Source organism: Enterococcus sp. AZ077 (assembly GCF_051714965.1).
In the GTDB taxonomy this organism is placed as follows: Bacteria; Bacillota; Bacilli; order Lactobacillales; family Enterococcaceae; genus Enterococcus_B; species Enterococcus_B hirae.
The window spans coordinates 1,917,096-1,936,904 of the sequence record NZ_JBIOSX010000001.1 but is presented as its reverse complement, the minus strand read 5'-3'; the positions used below and the strand labels follow the sequence as shown (position 1 = coordinate 1,936,904).

Below are 19,809 nucleotides of genomic sequence, written 5' to 3'. Positions count from 1 at the left end.
ATGAATAAGATGATCTTATTGATTGAAGATGATCCCAACATTACCGACTTCATGGAAGTGGTTTTTGAGCGAGAACAATATAGATTAACGGTAGCAGCAAATGGGATGGAAGCTTTAACTGCTTTACAGGCAGAAACATTTGATGTCATTTTACTTGATCTAGGTTTACCTGATATTGATGGAATGGATCTCTTGAAAATATTGAGGAAACGGATGGATCTTCCGATCGTGGTGATCTCTGCACGAAAGGACGAAAATGAAAAAGTAGCCGCCCTTGATTTAGGAGCAGATGATTACGTCACCAAACCTTTCGGGACTAACGAACTTCTAGCTCGTATAAGAACAGCTTTACGACATAAGAAAACCAAAGAAGAACAGACGTTGATCGTAGTAAATAATGCATTGAAAATCGATTTTGATAAGCAATTGGTTTATAAAAATGACCAAGAAATCCATTTAACAAAAAATGAATATCGATTACTTAAATGTTTATTTGAGCAGATTGGTAAAGTAGTCACTTACCAAACCTTAATGACCCAAGTATGGGGACCATATAGTGAAGATTCCCAAATTTTGCGAGTCAATATGTCAAATATCCGCAAAAAAATTGAAACAAATACGTTGAAGCCTGAATATATCATTACTGAAATTGGTGTTGGTTATCGTTTACGTGATTACCGCTCGTAAACATAAAGATGAAACAGTGAAGTCTGTTTAATAAGTATTAGATCCAAGAAAGATAGTTCAAAAAGGTCATGAAAGAAACAAATAGCTCCGAACAAACCAGAGCTTACTGTATCTTTCATGACCATTTTATGGTGTTCATCGTATTACTTCTAGGGAATTAAACCTAGGTTATTCACTTACTCTTTTATAATTAGACCTAACAATGTAGAGAATTTTAAGGCCTGGTAGGTTGAGACCTGGCAACCTTTTAATTCATTGATCGTAATGCTTAATGTTTCAAAATTAGAGGAGCTTAAATCAACGCCTTTTAAAGAGGTTTGCTGAAAATTCGCTTCGTTCAATTCACAATTGTCAAAAATGATTCCTTTGAAGCGACAATGATAAAGATCGGCGTTTTCCAATGAACAATGGCAAAATTGATTATTCTCCATTTTAGCATAGCCAAAAGCAGCTAGATTGATTAGACAATCTTTAAAAGTAACGTTTTTAATCGTTGATTCTTGAAAGGTTGTCCCAAGTAGTTTGCAATTGATAAATTCTACTCGGTGGATAGAGGCTTTTGTCATATTGACGTTGGAAAGATCACAATTTGTAAAGCGAACATCTACGAACTCGACCTGACTAAAATCGCTATTTGTAAATTGACAGTGATCAAATTCCATATTGTAAAAACGTGGACGATCGAAAAATGCTTCGATTGCTTCGTCATTGACTACTTTGCACATTTCAAGCATTGGTTCCTCTTCGGAATAGATTGTAGAAAAGGGCTTAAGTGGTAATGTGGGAGAAATTTTTGGAGGAACGATTTTCATAGATTCATCTACTTTCCTATATAAGATTTTTCCATATCAGTAACGGAATCATCGCTGTCTGCTTATTATAGCACAAATCATTTGATTACATTTGGCAAATTTTTTGCGACAAAATGCGATATATTGCAAAATATTGCAAAATGTAGTAAAGTGACTTAAGGGAGGCGGTTTCATGCTGAGGGAAATTCGTTTGAAAAAAATAATCAAAATCATGAAAGAAAAACAAAATGCTGCGATTGATGACTTAGCAGAACAGCTGGAAGTATCTAAAGACACGATCAGACGTGATTTAATGAAGTTAGAAGAAAAAAATATAGTTCGCAGAACACACGGCGGAGCGATTTTATTAGAAAGAGAAGCAACTATTTTTGATTATGAGCAACGTTCAACTAAATTAAATGGAGTGAAACTTCAGTTAGGAAAAACCGCTGCAGCTATCATTAAAGACAATTCATCGGTTATTTTCGATTCCTCCACTACTGTAGAAAGTGTGATCAATCAAATAGGGATGAAACCTTTGACAGCTATCACTAATTCTTTGACTCATGCGATGCTGTTGGCAAAAAGGTCAGCAACTACGATTACGCTATTGCCGGGAAAATTGCACAAAACACAACTTTTTTTACATGGCGCAGATACTATTGAGAAATTAAAACAATACAGTGTAGACTATACATTTTTAGGTGTTTTTGCTTTATCGTCTGAAGGAATATTCATTCATACGGAAGAAGAAGGACTTGTCAAACGCCAAATGGTCAAACAGGCAAAAACGGTGGTTGCTTTAGCAGATCATACAAAAATGGATAAAACCGGTTTTTTTAAGGTTTGTGATTTAAAAGAGATTGATTTTCTAGTAACAGATCAACCTCCCAGCAAGCAGTTGCAACAAGCTTTGATAAATAATCAGGTGGAATGTCTTATATTAGATCAATAAAGGAGTAAGTATGGAAAAGAAAAATATAATTTTAGATGTGTTGACTGAGCCGAAAACATTTGCAGATGTCTCACCGGTTTTCTTAACAGATGAAACGATTGAGATGAGAAAAAAACGAATGATACAAAGGATGAGAGAAGAAGCGATTGACACACTGATCATTTACGCGGATCGTGAGCATGGTAGCAATTTTGAATATTTTACGGGATTTATTCCACGGTTTGAAGAAGGATTATTTGTTATGGAAGATAGTGGAAAAAGTACCTTGATTTTGGGAAATGAAAATCTGAAACTATGTAAACATGCACGAATCCAATCAGAATTGGTTCATTATCCACCTTTTTCATTGCCGAATCAACCAATGGATCACGAACAACCTTTAGAACAATTATTTACTTCGTTAGGGTTCGTTGAAAAGAAAAAAATCGGGGTAGTTGGTTGGAAAATGTTTACTACACGGAAGAAAGAAGCGAACAAGCTATTCGATGTTCCTCACTTTATTATTGAAGCAATCGAAAAAGCAAAAGATGAAACGACTGAACTACTAAATGCTAGTTCGCTGTTGATCGGGGAAAAAGGAATACGGAGAACAAATAATGCCAATGAGATCGCTCATTATGAATTTGGTGCCAATCTAGCTTCTAGTTGCATGTTACAAGCACTAAACAAGATTGAAGTAGGTGTAAAAGAGTCTGAAATTGGAGCATTGTTAAATGGAAAAGGACAACCGAACACGGTAGTGACAATTGCTGCGACAGGGCAACGTTTCGAATATGCTAATCTTTACCCAACCGATAAAACAATTAAACTTGGGGATGCGTTGTCTTTAACTACTGGGTTTAAAGGTGGTCTATCTAGCAGAACCGGGTTTGTCATCGAACATGAAAAACAACTTCCATCAGAGCAAGCGGATTATTTAGAAAAAGTGGCTAAACCTTATTTTCAAGCAATTGTTCATTGGTTAGAAACAATCAAAGTGGGGATGAGAGGCGAAGAAGTTTATCAACTAGTTGAGACTGTTTTACCAAAAAAACAGTTCCATTGGCATTTAAATCCTGGTCACTTGACAGCAGATGAAGAGTGGTTAGCTTCACCTATTTATCAAGAGTCGCAAGAAATACTTGAAAGTGGGATGATTTTTCAACTAGATATCATTCCTTCAGTTCCGGGTTATACAGGTGTTAGTGCGGAAGAATGTGTGGTATTAGCTGATGAGGCACTGCAAGGAAAAATCAAAGAAAAGTATCCAGAATTATGGCAACGCATTATGATTCGTCAAACGTATTTGAAAGAAGTGCTAAACATTGATTTAAGTAAAGACATTTTACCGCTTTCCAATACGGTTGCATACTTACGCCCTTTTTATTTAGCAAAGAATCAAGCATTTCGTGTACAAAGAATAAAATCCACATCTTGATGTACGAGTGAATGATAAGAGAAAATTCGTAGGAGTAACAGGAGCTGTATGGTTCGTTACTTCTACGAATTTCTTTGAGGTCTGCTAGCTTTTTTGAGAAAAATCCCTTATAGTGAAAGCCGAAAGACTAGATCATTTTTTGTACGTTGTTTCAAATGCGACGATGATCATGCATAAATCTTCATTCGTTTATTGGTTTTGGCCAAGCAGATAAATGTTAGGCTAGTCAATTATGAACGAGATGGAGCAGAAAAAAGGGGATATCAACTATGAACATCAAACAAGTGAGCGAAGCGAAAGGGATCTCGCCCGATACATTGCGTTATTATGAGAAAATTGGTCTCATTCCGCCTGTACATCGCACGAAAGGCGGAATCCGTGATTATACAGAAGAAGACCTCAACTGGGTAGATTTTACAATTTGTATGAGAAATGCTGGTTTATCCATTGAGTCGTTGATCGAATACAATAAATTGTGTAAGCAAGGAGACCAGACAATTGCTGCTAGGAAGCAATTATTGATGACAGAAAGACAGCATTTGATTCAAAAGATCGATGAGATGCAAGAGTGTTTAACACGATTACATAAGAAAATCGAGAATTACGATCGGTATTTATTAGAACAATAAGATATTAGTCCATGTTAGCCAACAGTTGGTTAAGAGAACTTTTATAGCCCAAATACAACAGTTCTGAAATTTTTACCAATGATGAAATAAAAAATTTTGATGAAAAAGAAGGCGTGTCGGAAGTGTCTAACTCTAAGAAATAAGCCGGATAATCCCAAATAGGAGGAACTATTTTGGGACTATCCGGCTTATTTTCGATGATAGAACTCACCATGAATATCAGATAGTGAGTGAAACTACATAGCATTTAACGCATCATCAAGATCAGCGATCAAATCTTCTACATCTTCGATCCCGCATGAAAGCCGAACTAAAGTTTCAGTGACACCCATCGCTAATCGATCCTTTTCAGGCATACTGGCATGAGACATCGCCCAAGGATAAGAAAGGATGGATTCCACACCTCCGAGACTGACAGCTACGATTGGTACACGACAGTGTGTGAATAAGGTTTCAATTTGCTTAACTGAATCTACTTCAAATGACAAAATAGCACCACAGTCTTCGCATTGTTTTTGATGGATCGAATGTCCAGCATGCTGTTCAAGACCAGGATAATAAACGTTTGTTACTTTCGGATGATTGACGAGAAAGTTAGCTAATTCACTAGCGTTTCGAACTGATTTTTCCATTCTTAACCCCAACGTTTTAACGCCGCGCAATAGTAGCCAAGCATCTTCAGGACCTAAAATCCCGCCCAGTGCTTTTTGATGTTCCTTTAATTGCTGATACAGCTCCTCGTTATTTGTAGCGACCAAACCTGCAACAACGTCACTATGTCCATTGATAAACTTTGTTGCACTATGTATCACGATATCAACACCTAAATCTAAAGGATGTTGTGAAATGGGTGTCATAAATGTATTATCTGCAACTGTTAAGATCTGATACTCGTTAGCCAATTCAGTCACTTTCTTTATATCAGTGATTGTTAATAATGGATTGGAAGGAGTTTCAATGTAAAACATTTTTGTTTCTTTTTTAATCGCTTTTTGCCAAGAATCAATATCCGTTTCATCAACAAAAGTGCAATCGATCCCGAAACGAGCTAAGAAAAGATGGATGCTTTGGAAGGTTCCACCATAAATATTTTTACCTAGTACTAAATGATCTCCTTTGGATAAAAGGAACAGGACAGCGTTAATAGCAGCCATTCCTGATGAAAAGGCTAAACCGAACTGTGCGTTTTCTAATGAAGCAATACATTTTTCCGCCGCTTCGACAGTAGGGTTACCAAAACGAGTGTAACTAAAACCTGTGTGAGTGAAGACATTTTTTTGATGAAACGTGGAAGTTTGATATTTAGGTATCGACGATGCGCCTGTAACTGGGTCGATGACTGGGTAATCGTGTAGAATTTTTGTATTGATATTCATATGGGTTTCCTCCAAACCTACTTCATGTATCTCAAAAATAACACATTCATTTCCGTTATGTCAACGCTTTCTTGATAAAAAATTATCAATGAAATTAATTGCTTGCGTTAGATTTTAAATAACATTAGCTTTTATAATTTTATTTTAAATAAAAGAATTTTTGCGGTTTTTAAAAACTCTGAAAGTGGTTGACTGCCTTAAAAATATATGATAATTTTTTAGTGTAATTGTATTCTATGATAAAAAATTATTAAAGGAGGAAAAGAATGAGTAGCAACAAATTACCGTATGAAAAATATCGCGTGGCGGGAGACTTGATCTTTGTTTCTGGACAGTTATCAATCGATCCAACCACTGGTGAAATCGTTTCTGAAGAGATTAAAGCACAAGCGAACCAAATCATGATCAATATATCACAAGTGTTGGAGGAGCTAGACTTGACCATGAATCAAGTGGTTAAAACGACTTGTTTTCTAACTGATATGAATCATTTTGAAGCATTTAATCAAGTGTACGCAGAACACTTTGGTGAACGTTTCCCAGCACGATCAGCTTTTCAAGTCGTTGCCTTACCAAAAGATGCTTTAATAGAAATCGAATGGGTTTTATCTAAAGCATAAGAAAAGAGGAAGAAAGAATGAAAATAATAATCATTGGTGGAATTGCTGCAGGAATGAGCGCAGCGGCCAAAGCAAAGAGAGTCAATCCAGATGCAGAAATCATCGTGATTGAACAAGAGGATTATATCTCTTTCGGCGCTTGTGGGCTTCCTTATTATTTAGGCGAAGAATTTAATGATGAACAAGAGATGTTTGCTCGAACGCCTGAACAAATCGAACGTTTAGGAATTAAATTATTGTTGCGCCATCGAGTAGAATCAATCGAATTTGCCACTAAAACGTTAGCTGTAAAAATTTAAGTACAAATGAAGTAAGTCATGAAACTTATGATCGTCTGATGCTGGCTGTCGGTGCAAAGCCGTTTGTTCCTAACATTGCTGGTATTGATTCCAGTGATGTATATACGATTACAAAACTTAATGAAGTCAAACGACTACAGCAAGAATTATCAAATTATCAAAATATTGTCATCCTGGGTGGTGGATTTATTGGCATTGAAGTAGCTGATCAGTTAACGAAAGCAGGAAAAAATATTCATTTGATCGAGATGGCTCCTCACTTGATGAATCGTTCATTTGATCCGGAATTTTCTACTAAAATTAAAGAAGCTATTGAAGAAGAAAATGTAAGGGTTTCCTTAGAGGAGTCTGTTCTAGAGATCGAAAAAAATCATGAACAAGTGGTAGCTGTCAAAACGAATAGAGGAAGTTATCAGGCGGATGCGGTGATCGTTGCTGCTGGATTTGTTCCTAATACCAGCTTTTTGAATGATCAATTGGAATTGTTAGGAAATGGTGCAATTAAAATCGATACATATGGGAGAACGTCTCAAAAAGATGTATTTACGGCAGGTGACTGTGCTTCGATTCCCCATCGAATCTTAGGGGATATTTACCTTCCTTTAGCGACTACAGCGAATAAAATGGGACGGATCGTTGGGATCAATCTTAGCGGTGTACAGATGCAGGAATATTCAGGGACATTAGGCAGCAGTGCGATCAAAGTAGTAGAGTACGAGGCAGCAGCGACTGGTATCACTGAAAAAATGGCAAGAGAAAAAGGATTAGATATCAAAACGACTTGTATTGAGACAATGAATCACTCGAATTATTATGGAACTCAAGAAAAAATCATGATCAAACTGGTTTATGACCGACAAACAAAAGTGTTGTATGGCGCCCAACTATTCGGGAAAAATGAAACAGTTCTTCGTGCGACTGGCTTAGCTGTTGCGATACACGCTCAAATGACGACTGAAGAATTAGGATTTGTTGATTTTGCTTATGCACCACCTTTTTCTTCTACGTGGGAAGCACTAAATGTTGTAGCAAATACTGCAAAATAAAGGGGATGAATAAATTGATCGATGCACCTTTTTTTACTCAATTTCTGAAAGTAAGTAATTATTATACTGCGGGAGGAATCGCTTTGCTGATTCTATCCCTCGGGGTAATGAAGTACCTGAAAGACAAACGGATTAATTTCTCTAAACGAATGATTTATGCTCTTATTCTTGGTTTGCTTTTAGGGGTTGTCATTGATTTGATTGGTTCCGATAGCGAAATTTATACCGAATTTGCTCGAACGGAAATCAATGCCTGGTATGCCCTAGTTGGTTCAGGATTCTTGAAGATGATCCAGTTGCTAGCTATTCCTGTCGTGTTCTTATCGATTATCAAAGTAGTGATTGATGTCAAAGGAGAACGGTTAAAATATTTGACGGGAAAAACTTTTGCAACATTACTAGGGACTACGGCTATCTCTGCGGCATTGGGGATTGCGGTTGTCAAACTCTATCGGCTTAACGGTGCAGAGTTTGCTGGAGACTTGGCAGCAGACAAAGCAGAAAGTATTAGTAATATTGCTTCGCAAAGTTTCCCGGAATTTTTCTTGAAACTGATACCTAACAATATAGTTAGTGTGATGGGGGACAATGGGAGTATTGTATCGGTTGTGATCATAGCGGCTATGTTTGCTGGAGCTATTCGCTTCTTACAAGTCAAAAAACCGGATCAAGTGGCACCTTTTGTTACGTTGTTGGACTCATTAAAAGTAACCGTCATTTCCGTTTTAACTAACGTGATCAAGTTGATGCCGTATGGGGTTGTTGCTTTAGTAAGTAATACAATTATTTCTAGAGGGATTCAAGCAATTATGGGAATGATCGGATTTATTGCAGCTCTATATACTGGCGTTCTTTTGATGTTGATCGTTTATGTCATTTTATTACTATTCATGGGTGTGAATCCAATTGTTTTTTACAAAAAAGCATTTACGACACTATTGTTTGCTTTTTCTTCCCGTTCAAGTGTAGGAACTTTACCTTATACTTTGAAAAATCTGGAAGAAGATCTAGGTGTGTCTCAAGAAACGGCAAATTTTGTTGCTACTTTAGGAACTTCGATTGGTATGAATGGATGTGCTGGTGTATTCCCTGCTATGCTTGGTGTTTTAATGGGATCAGCTGTTGGCGCAGAAATGGATCTATCCTTTTATTTCTTGGTGGTCGTTGTCGTTACGGTAGGATCCATCGGAATTGCTGGTGTACCTGGTACGGCGACCGTTGCTGCGACAGTTACTCTTAATGGCTTAGGGTTTGGACACACGATCACAAGTATTGGAGCGATATTTGGTATCGATCCGATTGTTGATATGGGACGTACCATGTTGAACGTCGCAGGCTCAATGGTTTCTGCGATTATGGTAGATAAGTGGGAAGGAACATTTGATAAACAAGCGTTTTTGGCACCATTGAATAAAAAAAATGAAGAAGAGTAATAGACAATGGGAAAAGTTATGTGTTCAATTAGTGATGAAATGATATCTAGGTAATGAGTTGATACCAACTCGCTGATTAGATCGTTTTTACTATAGCTTTCGCCTGTTTCAAAAGTGAAACAACCAAGAAATAAGACGGCACTCCTTAGTGAAGAGGAGTGCCGTCTTTAGTTTCAAAGTTCATCATGTCTGAGAAGCTGTTAAAAAATGCTTGCTTATTGTCATTGGAGGTAACCGATGCTTTCGCAATCTCTTTACTTTTCTCCTTCAGCAATCTTCAGGTAACGATAAACGCTGGGATCTGATATGTTGAGAATCTTAGCCACTTGTGAAACAGCGCCTTTGATTTGGAAGATTCCTTTTTCATTTAATTGGCGAATGATTTTAATTTTCAACTCTTTATTTAAAGGAGTTTGTTTGTCCAAGAGATCGGAGGGGACGATAGAGTAGATAATCCCTTCAATGGTTTCTTCCAAGATCTCAACGGATTCGGGGAGGTGATTCGTATCAAACACTGCAAGTGGTTGTTTTTCTGTTGATAAGCCAGCTAATGCGAGTATCTCCTTTGAGAGTGACTGATATTTGCTGATATCTTGATTAATGCAAAGTAATCCGACTATCTTCTGCTGATCATTGCGTATAAAAAAAGTGGCACCTCTTAATTTTTTCCCATTGATTGTTTGTGCATCATAGTTGACTAAATAATCTTGTTTAAGATATTTCTTTGAGCGCACCATTTCTAAAGCGAAACCAGTAACAGGATAATGGATATCTCGTCCACTTATATGATTGTTTTCAATGGCAGCGATATGAAAATGACCTTCTTCCAGATGATGAAGAACCACTTCATAGTTTTCCCCTAAAGCTTGTCCGAGGAATTTGACCAGGGATATATATAGCGTTAATTGAGTGTTATTCATTTTCTCACCTTGATAATTTTTTGTTACTTTATAATACCATCTTTGTTTGCTGTTTACATTATAAAATAATCGTTATTTCATTTTATTTTTTATTGACAAATTTTTTGGGGGAAGTTATATTGTTTGTATAAATCGTAATCATTACTATTTAAGTTCGTGAACGGTTTATTTGATAAAAATAGACTTGAAAAAGGGAGAAAGCAATGGAAAAACAAGACTTAGCGAGTGCCTATCGTCGGCTAAAGAGCCCCAATATCAAAACGAAAAAAAGAGCGTTAAAAATCATTCATCAATACAAACGTAATAAAAATAAGTAAAAACTGCCATTTGTCAAAACAAAACGTATTTGATTGGGCGGTGTAAACGATAGATGATTAAATGGGTTTGTTTTGGTGAAAGAACGTGATAATTCTATCAGTCAATTCTTGTCTTCAAAATTTTAACTGGTATAATGGTTTTTAAACGAAAAAAGGTGTGTACTATATGATCCATTATTCTATAGCAACTATAGAAGATTTACCTCGTATCGTGGCAATTTACAATCAATCGATTTTAACAAAACAATCAACTGCCGATGTAGCGCCCATAACGATGGAAGATAAAGTGGCTTGGTTTGAAGCCCATGATCCTAAGAAACGTCCGCTATGGATCATGCAAGAAGCAGGGGAGATCATTGGCTGGATCAGTTTGAGTGATTTTTATGGACGACCAGCATATGATCAAACGGTAGAAATCAGTATTTATATTGATGAGGCCTATCAACATAGAGGCATTGGGCAGTATGCTATGGACTTTGTAGAAAAACAGCTCCTTGGCTTAGGTATTGAGACTGTGCTAGCCTTTATCTTCGATAGTAATCAAGCGAGTCAACGTTTATTTGAAAAAAATGGTTATTGTTTATGGGGGCTACTGCCTGAAGTTGCGCAAATCGATGAGAGATTGCTTGGGTTAGCTATTTGGGGAAAATCGTATCGCTAATCAAATAAGCTGTAGTTTCATGGATTTTTCTGAAACTACAGCTTATTTTTCATATTACTACACAAATGAAAAAATTTGTGTTACACTCTTTTTGTGAAACAGTTTATAAAACTGTACTAATAAAAAAGCGTTTTTCGAGAGAATGTTTAATGAAAAGGGAGTAATATTGTAATGGATGATGAAATGAAACAAGGTTCTAGAGCTGTAGTAGAAAGTTTAGCGAATCACCAAGTCGAATATGTTTTTGGGATTCCAGGAGCAAAAATCGATGGGGTGTTTAATGAGTTAGAAGATCAAGGACCAGAATTAATCGTTACGAGACATGAACAAAATGCCGCTTTTATGGCTCAAGCAATTGGACGGATCACAGGCGAGCCAGGCGTCGTCATTGCTACTAGTGGTCCTGGAGCTAGTAATTTAGCAACTGGGCTAGTGACCGCTACGGCTGAAGGTGATCCGGTTCTTGCAATTGCAGGACAAGTCAAACGAAGCGATCTACTTAAATTAACTCATCAAAGCATGGACAATGCTGCTTTATTTCAGCCAATCACTAAATATAGTGCAGAAATTCAAGATCCAGAAACAATTTCAGAAGTGATTGCCAATGCTTATCGAATGGCTAAAAGTTCGAAAAAAGGAGCAAGCTTTATTAGTATCCCACAAGATGTGGTAGATGCGACTGTAAAAAATGAAGTCATCAAACCTCTAAAAGATCCACAATTAGGTTCTGCTTCTGCTGGCGATATCGATTATTTAGCGGAACGTATTCAAGAAGCGAAATTACCTGTTTTATTAATTGGGATGCGAGGTTCAAGTAAAAAAGAAACAGCAGCGATCCGTAGATTAGTAGAAAAAACAGGCTTGCCGGTGGTGGAAACTTTCCAAGCCGCTGGTGTGATTTCTAGAAAATTAGAAAACTATTTTTTTGGCAGAGTCGGTTTGTTTAGAAATCAACCAGGAGATATGTTATTGAAACGAAGTGATCTAGTGATTGCGATTGGGTATGATCCAATCGAATATGAAGCAAGAAACTGGAATGCTGAAAAAGATGCTCGAGTAATCGTTATTGATGAAACACCAGCTGAGATTGATTCTTACATGCAGCCAGAAAGAGAATTAATCGGGGATATCTCTGAAATATTGGATCTGTTGACGGATTCTTTAACACCGCATCAAGTGTCACGTGATGCGAAAGAATACTTAGCCTTTTTGCAAAATAAATTAACTGAGCGTGATATTGTGCCAACAAAAGACTGCGAAGGAATTTTGCATCCTCTAGAAGTCATTAATACACTCCAAAATAAAGTGACAGATGAGATGACTGTTACTGTAGATGTAGGTAGTCACTACATTTGGATGGCACGTCATTTTAGAAGTTATGAAGCAAGACATCTATTATTTAGCAATGGGATGCAGACACTAGGCGTTGCTTTGCCATGGGCAATCTCCGCTGCATTAGTACGTCCTAAGACACAAATCATTTCGGTATCTGGTGATGGTGGTTTCTTATTTTCTGCTCAAGATCTAGAAACAGCTGTTCGTAAAAATTTGAAGATCATTCATTTGATTTGGAACGATGGTCGTTACAATATGGTGGAATTTCAAGAGATCATGAAATACCAACGAGCTTCCGGTGTGGATTTTGGCCCAGTTGATTTTGTAAAATATGCAGAAGCTTTTGGTGCTAAGGGGCTTCGTGTGACCTCTGTCGCTGAGTTGGAACAAGCAATAGAAGAAGGATTTAAAACGCAAGGTCCAGTTATCATCGATATTCCAATCGACTACCGTGACAATGAAAAACTTGGTGAAACGATTTTACCAGATCAATTCTATTAAGGAGATGCTAAGATGAGTGAAAGAATACTTTTTCAACATGGAACACTAGGAGCATTGATGGCAGGACTAATGGATGGTACTGAGACGATTGAACAGATACTCAAACACGGGACTTTAGGTTTGGGAACGCTACATGGATTAGATGGGGAAGTCATCTTCCTAGATGGTGAAGCTTATCAAGGACGTTCCGATGGAGTAGTTGTTAAGCTGACAGGAAAAGAAACCACTCCTTATGCAGCAATCACCCCATTCATTACAGATGAACGTTTTGAAGTCGAAAATCAAACAAAAGGCGAAGAATTAAAACAATCAATTTTAGCCAGTCAAGCAGGAAATAACTTATTCTTAGCGATAAAAATTACTGGGCTGTTTAAAACAGTTCACACACGTATTATGCCAAAACAAGAAAAGCCTTACCGAAGATTAGCAAAAATTTCAGAGTCTCAACCTGAATTTCATGAAACAAATAGTCAAGGAACGTTAGTTGGATTTTATACGCCAAAACTGTTTCAAGGAGTAGCAGCTGCTGGATTTCATTTGCACTATATCGATGAAGCTAAACAATTCGGAGGGCATGTCATTGATTTTGAGCTGACAAAAGGCACTGTCGAAATCAGTAAAATCGAAACACTTGTTCAACATTTTCCCAGCGATGATCCAACGTTTATTGGAACGACAATAGATTATGCAAACTTGGAACAAGAGATCCAGCAAGCAGAATAATTTTCTAATGAGTCCGTGCTAAAAATTAATAATGAAAGTATTTTATATTTGAAGGATGTTCTTTTCCCGTCTTTCTGTCTAGTAAGGTCATTTTTTTCTCAATGACTAGTCAGCAAATCATTTCTAAGCTATAATTTTTTCATAGAAGGAGTGGTTGAGATGTTGTGGACAGAAAAGCAAAAAGAAGATGCCTATCAAATTTTATTATTACAGCAAAAAGGATTATTAGAGGCAGAAGATCATTGGCTAGCAAATTTAGCGAATTCTTCTGCTTTGTTGAACGAGACATTACCAGAAACAGTTTTTGCAGGTTATTACCTATATAATGGCGAAGAATTGATTTTGGGTCCATTTCAAGGTCGTGTTTCTTGTACTAGGATCACAATGGGAAAAGGGGTTTGTGGTGAGTCAGCACAAACAAAAACTACATTGATCGTTGATGACGTTAAGAAACATGAAAACTATATTTCTTGTGATTCTGCAGCTCAATCTGAAATCGTTGTGCCCATGATCAAAGAAGGACATCTGATTGGCGTTCTAGATATTGATTGTGGTGTAACAGGCGGGTATGATCATATTGATCAAGAATATCTTGAGAAATACGTAGAAATGCTTATTGATATCGTGCCTTTAGATGTTATTTCTTAAAAAATTCAATAACTTTAATAAGTGAAATCAAAAGAACGCTCGAAAAAGTCGTTCTTTTGATTTTTTTCTAAAATTATAATGGTTTTTGGTTTTCATAATCTAATTTTAATGCTATTATCATTTTATAAAATGTTAGAACGATTAAAGGTGGATGAGATATGAATAACGAAGAAATCATTTTGGGACAAAAATATGCGTGTAAGCCAATCGGTTTAAAGCATGTAGTAGTAGGTGAAGTCATTAATAAATTAGAAAATTGTATCGTGTTATGTGTGGAAAAATACCAAGAAAGTGATCATGAAGAAATATTAGAAAAATGTGGGAAAGTGGTTGCGAAATATGCGGATGTATATGATTTAACTACTATAGAAGCCATTTTTGAAACTTCTTCAAAAATTTATGAACCAGCGCTTGTCTCATAAATAAAAAATAGTTTAAAAGAGAGGCTCTTTGTCAAATGATGTTGGTAAAGAGAAATCTTAGAATAATTTGGGCAGAAAGAAGAAAAACTTCTTTCTGTTTTTTTTATTTGGTTAAAATAGTTTTACCGTGACAGATAATGATTCGTCGTTTGAAATGATAAAAATTTCGAAACCCATAAGCGTTGCGTTTTAATACTTTAATAGGGTTGTTTAAACATTCTAGTGGTCCGTTTGAATAACTGTAGCGGAGGGCATTTCGGATCTGTGGCAGAAACTTTTTAAATGTTCGCAAAGTTGTCGCATAAGTTTCAGGTAGCTGGCTGACTTCTCTAGATAAACAGTCCTCAAATAGTGAATGATCTCTTTTCTTTACTGCATAAAGAAAAACTTGGTATAACTGATAGCCTTGTCGTAGATTGGTACAAGTAGCTAACAATCGGTCGACAATCTCACTTTCAGTTAAGTAATCTTTGAAACTGGCACGCCAAACCCGTTTTTCATAGTTCAACTTTGCTTCTTCTTTTTGTAGGAGTTTCCAATAACGTTTCATTTTTTTATCAAGCCCACGTTGGTATTGAGAAGTACTTTTAAGTCGTGCATTGGTTTCCTTCACTCGGTGGTTTAAAAAAGTTTTTCCTATATGTTGGACAATATGGAAACGATCAATAATCAACTGAGCATTGGGAAAAGCTTTTTAACCAATGAAACATAAGGCACATACCTATCAATAACAATGAATTCAACAGCTTTTCGAGTCGCTAAGGACAATCGAGAAAACAGCTTTCTAAATAAGGCAATCGTCGGTTTGAGACAATGTGGATACTCTTCGGGCGTGTATTGAAGAGTACCTTTGTAAATCAAGCAAATTTGCCCTTTATATCTTTCTTTGGTTAAATAATTTTCCTCGAAATAGATAGTTAGGTCTAGAATATTTAGGGTATCTTTGATAAGCTGAGTATAAGACATCTTGAATCCTCCTATGAATTGGTTAGCCAAATTAATTCTAAAGGATTTCAGGGTGTCTTTTCTATATTTTTACATCATAAAAAAGATGTTGGTGAATTTCACCAACATCAAAAAGTATAGAGCCAAAAGAGAAAGAGGAATAGCTTTCTCTTTTTTTTTTTTGTTATTCAAACTTTTATGCTTTACAAGTCTCACTAAAACATTTATATTATTGATAAGTCAATAATTGACAAGTCAACGGAAGGAGGATGGAGATGGATTTAAGAAAACTCAGTCAGTTACTCTATAAAATCAAAATTATCAGTCAAGAAGGATCAGCTTTGTTCGAGAAAGAAACTGGATTCAGTTTGACGAGATATGAAATGCTGATGTTTTTATGGGAAAAAGGCAAATGTTTACAAAATCAAATTCAAACAGATCTGAAAATAGACAATGCAGCTATCTCTAGACATTTGAAGATATTGGAAGAAAAAGGCTATGTTTCACGAAAACGCAATCCAGCGAATAATCGTGAAGTATTTGTTCTACTGACGGATACAGCCAAACGAGAACTGGCTAAGTGTGAAAATAATCATCAACAGTCCGCTGACTCTTTGTGCATTTCGTTGACCGATGAAGAAATCACCGAACTAACAAAATTATTGAATAAACTTTATTAACTACATTAGGAGAAAGAAGAGAGAGAAATGAGCAAAGAATTAGTAAACAATGATTTTTCAAGTGTTGTATTTGGAAGAAAATCCGTTCGTGTATATGATGAAACGGTTAAGATTTCTCATGAAGAAATGTTAGAAATGATACAAGAAACAACAACAGCACCATCTTCAGTTAATATGCAACCATGGCGTTTTGTGGTGGCAGAAAGTGAAGAAGCAAAAGCAAAATTGAAACCATTGATCCGTTTTAATACGAGACAAAATGATACTTCATCAGCTATGGTCATGATCTTTGGAGATATGAACTGCTACGAATATGGGGAAGAAATCTATGATCAAGCAGTAGCAGAAGGTAAGATGCCGGCAGAAGTCCGAGACCAACAACTTGCTGCGATCCTTCCTTATTACCAAAACTTTACACGTGAACAAATGAATGACGTTGTGAAAATTGATGCTAGTTTAGCTGCAATGCAATTCATGCTAGTTGCTCGTAGTCACGGCTATGAAACAAATCCAATCGGGGGATTCGAAGCAGACCAATTGGCTGAAGCTTTTGATCTCGACAAAGAACGTTATGTTCCAGTGATGATCTTATCTGTTGGGAAAGCAGTAGAAGAAGGATATGAATCTGTTCGATTGGCTCCAGAAAAAATTACAACTTTTAAATAAAGCGAGTGTGGAAAAATGATCGTTATCAATGCAAAATTTTCAATCAAACCAGAAAAAAGAAATGAATTTCTTGCGGAAGTCAATGAACTTGTTGCAAGTACAAGAAAAGAAGACGGGTGCTTAAGCTATCAATTGTACGAATCAATCGATATTGAAAATGAATTTGTCATGGTTGAAAATTGGCGTGATCAAGCAGCGATTGAAGGACACAATCAAAGTCCGTTACTTCAACAATTATTTAAAAATATGAGTCAGTATAGTAGTAAGAAGACAGAAATAAATGTTTCTCAAACAGTAAACTAATTTTTTGATTAAAGAAGTTATGTGTTAAATCTATTTTATAAAATGTAACTAAATAATTTCCAGTTCGTCATGGTAAAATGATTAATCATTTACCGTGACGGGCTTTTTTTGTTAATCAATCATTTTTACTAAATAAACATAATCGGATTTTAAATAACGTTTGTGAATTTTTTTAAGAATGTAAAAATCATAATTTTAATTTCTTAACTAGATATTTTTTTATTTTAACACACAGAAAACCTTGTTTTAATAATAAAATAATCTTGCGAATCTTATATGTTACAGGTAACATTAATATGTAGGTTAAACTACTATTGTTTATTTTAAATAACGTTTTTTAAGGAGGAGGATAATCGGATTCAAGTACATAAATAAAAGTAACCAACCTTAGAATAAAGTAAGAAAAAGCTAGGTTAGCGAAATTTCAAATATAACTGGGGGAGCAGATAAATTAAATGACGAAAAGAAAGCAAAATAAAAAAATAAAAAAAATGAAAACAATTATGAACTCAGCATTGCTGATGACCACTGTAGTGGGGTTGCTAGCACCTAACGTATTGGCAGCATCCAACGCAGTAAGTGAAATCGAAATAATTGATGAGGTGCAACCACCACATGATTCAGGAACATTGGACCTATCCATGCCTGAACCGGAAATAGGACGGGTATCTGTCATTGGGGTAGATGTAGATACACAAAAAGCACTTTGGTTTTCAGAGGAATTCGGTTTTGTCGGAAACAATGTAACCTTATTCGCTGAAATTGTAGAAGGGTATGAATTGATCTCTCCAGATAGAGTGATTATTTATATGGAAACGCCAGAGATGTATCACAATTTTTATTATAAAAAAATTGAAGATAGTCCTGAAGAAAGCTTCTCATCAGTCACTGTGCAGTATTTACATAATGAAACTGGTCAACCGATTGCCGAACCTACGGTAATTAATGATTTAGAGATTGGAACAGAATACATAGGAAATGCACTGGTGATTGATGGCTACACGATCGTAGGGCCTGAAACTTATACAATCAATGTTTCCGAGGATCCAAATAGCAATATCATTACTTTCCGTTATGATGAAAATCCAGTGACTAAAGAAAAAGCAGCTGTAACTGTTAAGTATATTAATGAGAAGGGGGAATCGATTGCTGAAGATAAAATAATAAGTGACCTGGAAGTCGGCTCTACACATACAGAAGAAGCGTTACTTATCGAAGGATACGAATTGCTGAGTATCAAAGTCCAAACGATAGAAATACAAAGCGAAGGCAATATCATTACATTTATATATGAAACTAAGGAAACAACGCCGCCAGAAAATGAAAAAGCCAATTTGACTGTGAAATATATTGATGAGCATGGTCAATCGATTGCTAATGATAAAATAATCCAAGACTTAGAAGTCGGCTCTACATATACGGAAGAAGCGTTACTTATCGAAGGATACGAATTGCTGAGTGCCAAAGTCCAAACGATAGAAGTACAAAGTGATGGCAACACCATTACATTTATATATAAAGCCAAAGAAACATCACCGTCAGAAAATGAAAAAGCCGATCTGACTGTCCGATATATCGATGAGCAAGGTCAATCAATTGCGGAGAAAAAAGTAATAACTGATTTAGAGATTGGGAAGCTTCACAAAGAAGAAGCGTTGCTAATCAAAGGATATGAACTAGTTAATCCAAAGTTAGCGATACAAGAAATCATGATTGAAAAGGGAACAAACACGATCACGTTTATCTATAAGAAAATCAAAACAACAGTAGCGTTAGCAGAAAACGTTGCTTTCATTTATGGTACAGAAGGAAAACAAATGACGGCGGTTATTCCAGGAGGAACAACGATGTACGTTGTTTTGAACGGGGAAATCATCGGAAAAGCCAAACAAGAAAAGGTCAATTCTTCTCGTTTAGTAGATGTAAAAGTAGAAGAACCGACGACGATTTATTTATCTAAAGCTGTAGCAAATGGGGAAACAGTTCAATACTATACAGAAAATGAAGCCGGAGAAAAATCAGTCATCTCAGAAATTACACGCCAAGAAAAGACGGATCAAACAAATAAACCAACTGAGAATGACGACAACAAACAAGATCAAAGTAAAGTGGATACCGCAACTGAAACGAATAAAAATAAAGAAAGTACCGAAAAGAAAGAATCAAATCAAACGTCAACTTCAAAAAATGGTAGCACCACAAAAAATAATTCTACAGGTACGACCAAAACCACCGTATCTGGAAAAGCTACTTTACCAAAAACAGGAGAGCAACAAAATCGCTTATTGCGCAGTTTAGGAATGGCACTTTTAGTAACGGTAATGGGGATCAGTTACATATTAAAGAGAAAAAATAGAATAAAACAAGATTAAAAATCATTCAATGAAAAATAACTAAAAAAACACAGACCTCCAGAAGTATCTAGATACTTCCGA

The 19,809-nt window shown here is 36.1% G+C and carries 22 protein-coding genes and 1 pseudogene; 18 read left to right on the top strand and 5 right to left on the bottom strand.

The features are described 5' to 3' along the window. Entirely contained in the window at positions 1-687 is a 687-nt protein-coding gene (locus tag IGL28_RS09005) for a response regulator transcription factor (RefSeq protein WP_010718443.1), read from the top strand. Positions 688-863: 176 nt separating this feature from the next. Here IGL28_RS09005 and IGL28_RS09000 read toward each other — a convergent pair whose 3' ends face one another. After that, positions 864-1,421: a pentapeptide repeat-containing protein gene (locus IGL28_RS09000; protein ID WP_232088588.1), complete on the bottom strand. Its 558-nt coding sequence runs from the start codon at positions 1,419-1,421 to the stop codon at positions 864-866. A 250-nt stretch (positions 1,422-1,671) separates the two neighbouring features. On the opposite strand from IGL28_RS09000, the gene IGL28_RS08995 reads away from it, so the two are divergent. The 3 genes from IGL28_RS08995 to IGL28_RS08985 all read left to right on the top strand — a co-directional run bounded on the left by IGL28_RS08995 (position 1,672) and on the right by IGL28_RS08985 (position 4,479). Next, positions 1,672-2,433: a DeoR/GlpR family DNA-binding transcription regulator gene (locus IGL28_RS08995; RefSeq protein WP_034700802.1), complete on the top strand. Its 762-nt coding sequence runs from the start codon at positions 1,672-1,674 to the stop codon at positions 2,431-2,433. 10 nt (positions 2,434-2,443) lie between these two features. Continuing rightward, positions 2,444-3,850, top strand: coding sequence for a M24 family metallopeptidase (locus tag IGL28_RS08990; protein WP_081127945.1), 1,407 nt, complete (start codon positions 2,444-2,446; stop codon positions 3,848-3,850). Between the two features lie 269 nt (positions 3,851-4,119). Further along, a complete protein-coding gene (locus IGL28_RS08985; RefSeq protein ID WP_010718439.1) occupies positions 4,120-4,479 on the top strand; it encodes a MerR family transcriptional regulator in 360 nt (119 codons plus the stop codon). A gap of 236 nt (positions 4,480-4,715) precedes the next feature. Here IGL28_RS08985 and IGL28_RS08980 read toward each other — a convergent pair whose 3' ends face one another. Further along, entirely contained in the window at positions 4,716-5,855 is a 1,140-nt protein-coding gene (locus IGL28_RS08980) for a trans-sulfuration enzyme family protein (RefSeq protein WP_034700797.1), read from the bottom strand. Between the two features lie 266 nt (positions 5,856-6,121). Here IGL28_RS08980 and IGL28_RS08975 point away from each other — a divergent pair, with 266 nt between their 5' ends. The 4 genes and pseudogenes from IGL28_RS08975 (at position 6,122) to IGL28_RS08960 (ending at position 9,253) form a co-directional block, all read left to right on the top strand. Then, entirely contained in the window at positions 6,122-6,475 is a 354-nt protein-coding gene (locus tag IGL28_RS08975) for a RidA family protein (RefSeq protein WP_438843951.1), read from the top strand. Between the two features lie 17 nt (positions 6,476-6,492). Next, positions 6,493-7,334, top strand: a pseudogene (locus IGL28_RS08970) (FAD-dependent oxidoreductase); the annotation flags it as partial. A gap of 63 nt (positions 7,335-7,397) precedes the next feature. Further along, positions 7,398-7,820: a hypothetical protein gene (locus IGL28_RS08965; protein WP_438843974.1), complete on the top strand. Its 423-nt coding sequence runs from the start codon at positions 7,398-7,400 to the stop codon at positions 7,818-7,820. A gap of 14 nt (positions 7,821-7,834) precedes the next feature. Beyond that, positions 7,835-9,253 (top strand): cation:dicarboxylate symporter family transporter, encoded by a 1,419-nt coding sequence (locus IGL28_RS08960; protein ID WP_034700793.1) that lies wholly within the window; start codon positions 7,835-7,837, stop codon positions 9,251-9,253. A gap of 254 nt (positions 9,254-9,507) precedes the next feature. Here IGL28_RS08960 and IGL28_RS08955 read toward each other — a convergent pair whose 3' ends face one another. After that, positions 9,508-10,173, bottom strand: a complete 666-nt coding sequence (locus IGL28_RS08955) for a helix-turn-helix transcriptional regulator (RefSeq protein WP_438843950.1) — start codon at positions 10,171-10,173, stop codon at positions 9,508-9,510. Positions 10,174-10,376: 203 nt separating this feature from the next. Here IGL28_RS08955 and IGL28_RS08950 point away from each other — a divergent pair, with 203 nt between their 5' ends. From IGL28_RS08950 to IGL28_RS08925, 6 genes are all read left to right on the top strand, one after another. Beyond that, entirely contained in the window at positions 10,377-10,490 is a 114-nt protein-coding gene (locus tag IGL28_RS08950; protein WP_010718433.1) for a putative metal homeostasis protein, read from the top strand. Between the two features lie 166 nt (positions 10,491-10,656). Then, positions 10,657-11,151: a GNAT family N-acetyltransferase gene (locus IGL28_RS08945; protein WP_081127941.1), complete on the top strand. Its 495-nt coding sequence runs from the start codon at positions 10,657-10,659 to the stop codon at positions 11,149-11,151. Positions 11,152-11,322: 171 nt separating this feature from the next. Beyond that, on the top strand, positions 11,323-12,987 hold the full coding sequence (gene alsS, locus IGL28_RS08940) for an acetolactate synthase AlsS (RefSeq protein WP_438843949.1): 1,665 nt from the start codon (positions 11,323-11,325) through the stop codon (positions 12,985-12,987). A gap of 12 nt (positions 12,988-12,999) precedes the next feature. Continuing rightward, complete coding sequence (gene budA, locus IGL28_RS08935; protein ID WP_081127937.1) at positions 13,000-13,710, top strand: acetolactate decarboxylase; 711 nt, start codon at positions 13,000-13,002, stop codon at positions 13,708-13,710. Between the two features lie 162 nt (positions 13,711-13,872). Next, a complete protein-coding gene (locus IGL28_RS08930) occupies positions 13,873-14,358 on the top strand; it encodes a GAF domain-containing protein (RefSeq protein ID WP_025480112.1) in 486 nt (161 codons plus the stop codon). 158 nt (positions 14,359-14,516) lie between these two features. Continuing rightward, a complete protein-coding gene (locus tag IGL28_RS08925; protein WP_010737894.1) occupies positions 14,517-14,780 on the top strand; it encodes a hypothetical protein in 264 nt (87 codons plus the stop codon). A 103-nt stretch (positions 14,781-14,883) separates the two neighbouring features. Here IGL28_RS08925 and IGL28_RS08920 read toward each other — a convergent pair whose 3' ends face one another. Together IGL28_RS08920 and IGL28_RS08915 are read right to left on the bottom strand one after the other, a co-directional pair. Next, positions 14,884-15,453, bottom strand: a complete 570-nt coding sequence (locus tag IGL28_RS08920) for a transposase (protein ID WP_415270638.1) — start codon at positions 15,451-15,453, stop codon at positions 14,884-14,886. Further along, entirely contained in the window at positions 15,450-15,746 is a 297-nt protein-coding gene (locus tag IGL28_RS08915) for a hypothetical protein (protein ID WP_415270637.1), read from the bottom strand. Before IGL28_RS08915 ends, IGL28_RS08920 begins: the two co-directional genes overlap by 4 nt. A 254-nt stretch (positions 15,747-16,000) precedes the next feature. Here IGL28_RS08915 and IGL28_RS08910 point away from each other — a divergent pair, with 254 nt between their 5' ends. From IGL28_RS08910 to IGL28_RS08895, 4 genes are all read left to right on the top strand, one after another. Further along, positions 16,001-16,405: a MarR family winged helix-turn-helix transcriptional regulator gene (locus IGL28_RS08910; protein WP_010737892.1), complete on the top strand. Its 405-nt coding sequence runs from the start codon at positions 16,001-16,003 to the stop codon at positions 16,403-16,405. A gap of 27 nt (positions 16,406-16,432) precedes the next feature. Next, positions 16,433-17,071: a nitroreductase family protein gene (locus IGL28_RS08905; RefSeq protein ID WP_010718426.1), complete on the top strand. Its 639-nt coding sequence runs from the start codon at positions 16,433-16,435 to the stop codon at positions 17,069-17,071. A gap of 15 nt (positions 17,072-17,086) precedes the next feature. Further along, entirely contained in the window at positions 17,087-17,374 is a 288-nt protein-coding gene (locus IGL28_RS08900; RefSeq protein WP_010718425.1) for a putative quinol monooxygenase, read from the top strand. Between the two features lie 455 nt (positions 17,375-17,829). Continuing rightward, positions 17,830-19,746, top strand: a complete 1,917-nt coding sequence (locus tag IGL28_RS08895) for a MucBP domain-containing protein (protein ID WP_081127935.1) — start codon at positions 17,830-17,832, stop codon at positions 19,744-19,746. The last annotated feature ends 63 nt before the right edge of the window (positions 19,747-19,809 follow it).

Coding starts and splice junctions, on each gene's coding strand:
- IGL28_RS09005 (WP_010718443.1), top strand. CDS start 1: ATGAATAAGATGATCTTATTGATTGAAGATGATCCCAACATTACCGAC.
- IGL28_RS09000 (WP_232088588.1), bottom strand. CDS start 1,421: ATGCTTGAAATGTGCAAAGTAGTCAATGACGAAGCAATCGAAGCATTT.
- IGL28_RS08995 (WP_034700802.1), top strand. CDS start 1,672: ATGCTGAGGGAAATTCGTTTGAAAAAAATAATCAAAATCATGAAAGAA.
- IGL28_RS08990 (WP_081127945.1), top strand. CDS start 2,444: ATGGAAAAGAAAAATATAATTTTAGATGTGTTGACTGAGCCGAAAACA.
- IGL28_RS08985 (WP_010718439.1), top strand. CDS start 4,120: ATGAACATCAAACAAGTGAGCGAAGCGAAAGGGATCTCGCCCGATACA.
- IGL28_RS08980 (WP_034700797.1), bottom strand. CDS start 5,855: ATGAATATCAATACAAAAATTCTACACGATTACCCAGTCATCGACCCA.
- IGL28_RS08975 (WP_438843951.1), top strand. CDS start 6,122: ATGAGTAGCAACAAATTACCGTATGAAAAATATCGCGTGGCGGGAGAC.
- IGL28_RS08965 (WP_438843974.1), top strand. CDS start 7,398: ATGGGACGGATCGTTGGGATCAATCTTAGCGGTGTACAGATGCAGGAA.
- IGL28_RS08955 (WP_438843950.1), bottom strand. CDS start 10,173: ATGAATAACACTCAATTAACGCTATATATATCCCTGGTCAAATTCCTC.
- IGL28_RS08950 (WP_010718433.1), top strand. CDS start 10,377: ATGGAAAAACAAGACTTAGCGAGTGCCTATCGTCGGCTAAAGAGCCCC.
- IGL28_RS08945 (WP_081127941.1), top strand. CDS start 10,657: ATGATCCATTATTCTATAGCAACTATAGAAGATTTACCTCGTATCGTG.
- alsS (WP_438843949.1), top strand. CDS start 11,323: ATGGATGATGAAATGAAACAAGGTTCTAGAGCTGTAGTAGAAAGTTTA.
- budA (WP_081127937.1), top strand. CDS start 13,000: ATGAGTGAAAGAATACTTTTTCAACATGGAACACTAGGAGCATTGATG.
- IGL28_RS08925 (WP_010737894.1), top strand. CDS start 14,517: ATGAATAACGAAGAAATCATTTTGGGACAAAAATATGCGTGTAAGCCA.
- IGL28_RS08915 (WP_415270637.1), bottom strand. CDS start 15,746: ATGTCTTATACTCAGCTTATCAAAGATACCCTAAATATTCTAGACCTA.
- IGL28_RS08910 (WP_010737892.1), top strand. CDS start 16,001: ATGGATTTAAGAAAACTCAGTCAGTTACTCTATAAAATCAAAATTATC.
- IGL28_RS08905 (WP_010718426.1), top strand. CDS start 16,433: ATGAGCAAAGAATTAGTAAACAATGATTTTTCAAGTGTTGTATTTGGA.
- IGL28_RS08900 (WP_010718425.1), top strand. CDS start 17,087: ATGATCGTTATCAATGCAAAATTTTCAATCAAACCAGAAAAAAGAAAT.
- IGL28_RS08895 (WP_081127935.1), top strand. CDS start 17,830: ATGACGAAAAGAAAGCAAAATAAAAAAATAAAAAAAATGAAAACAATT.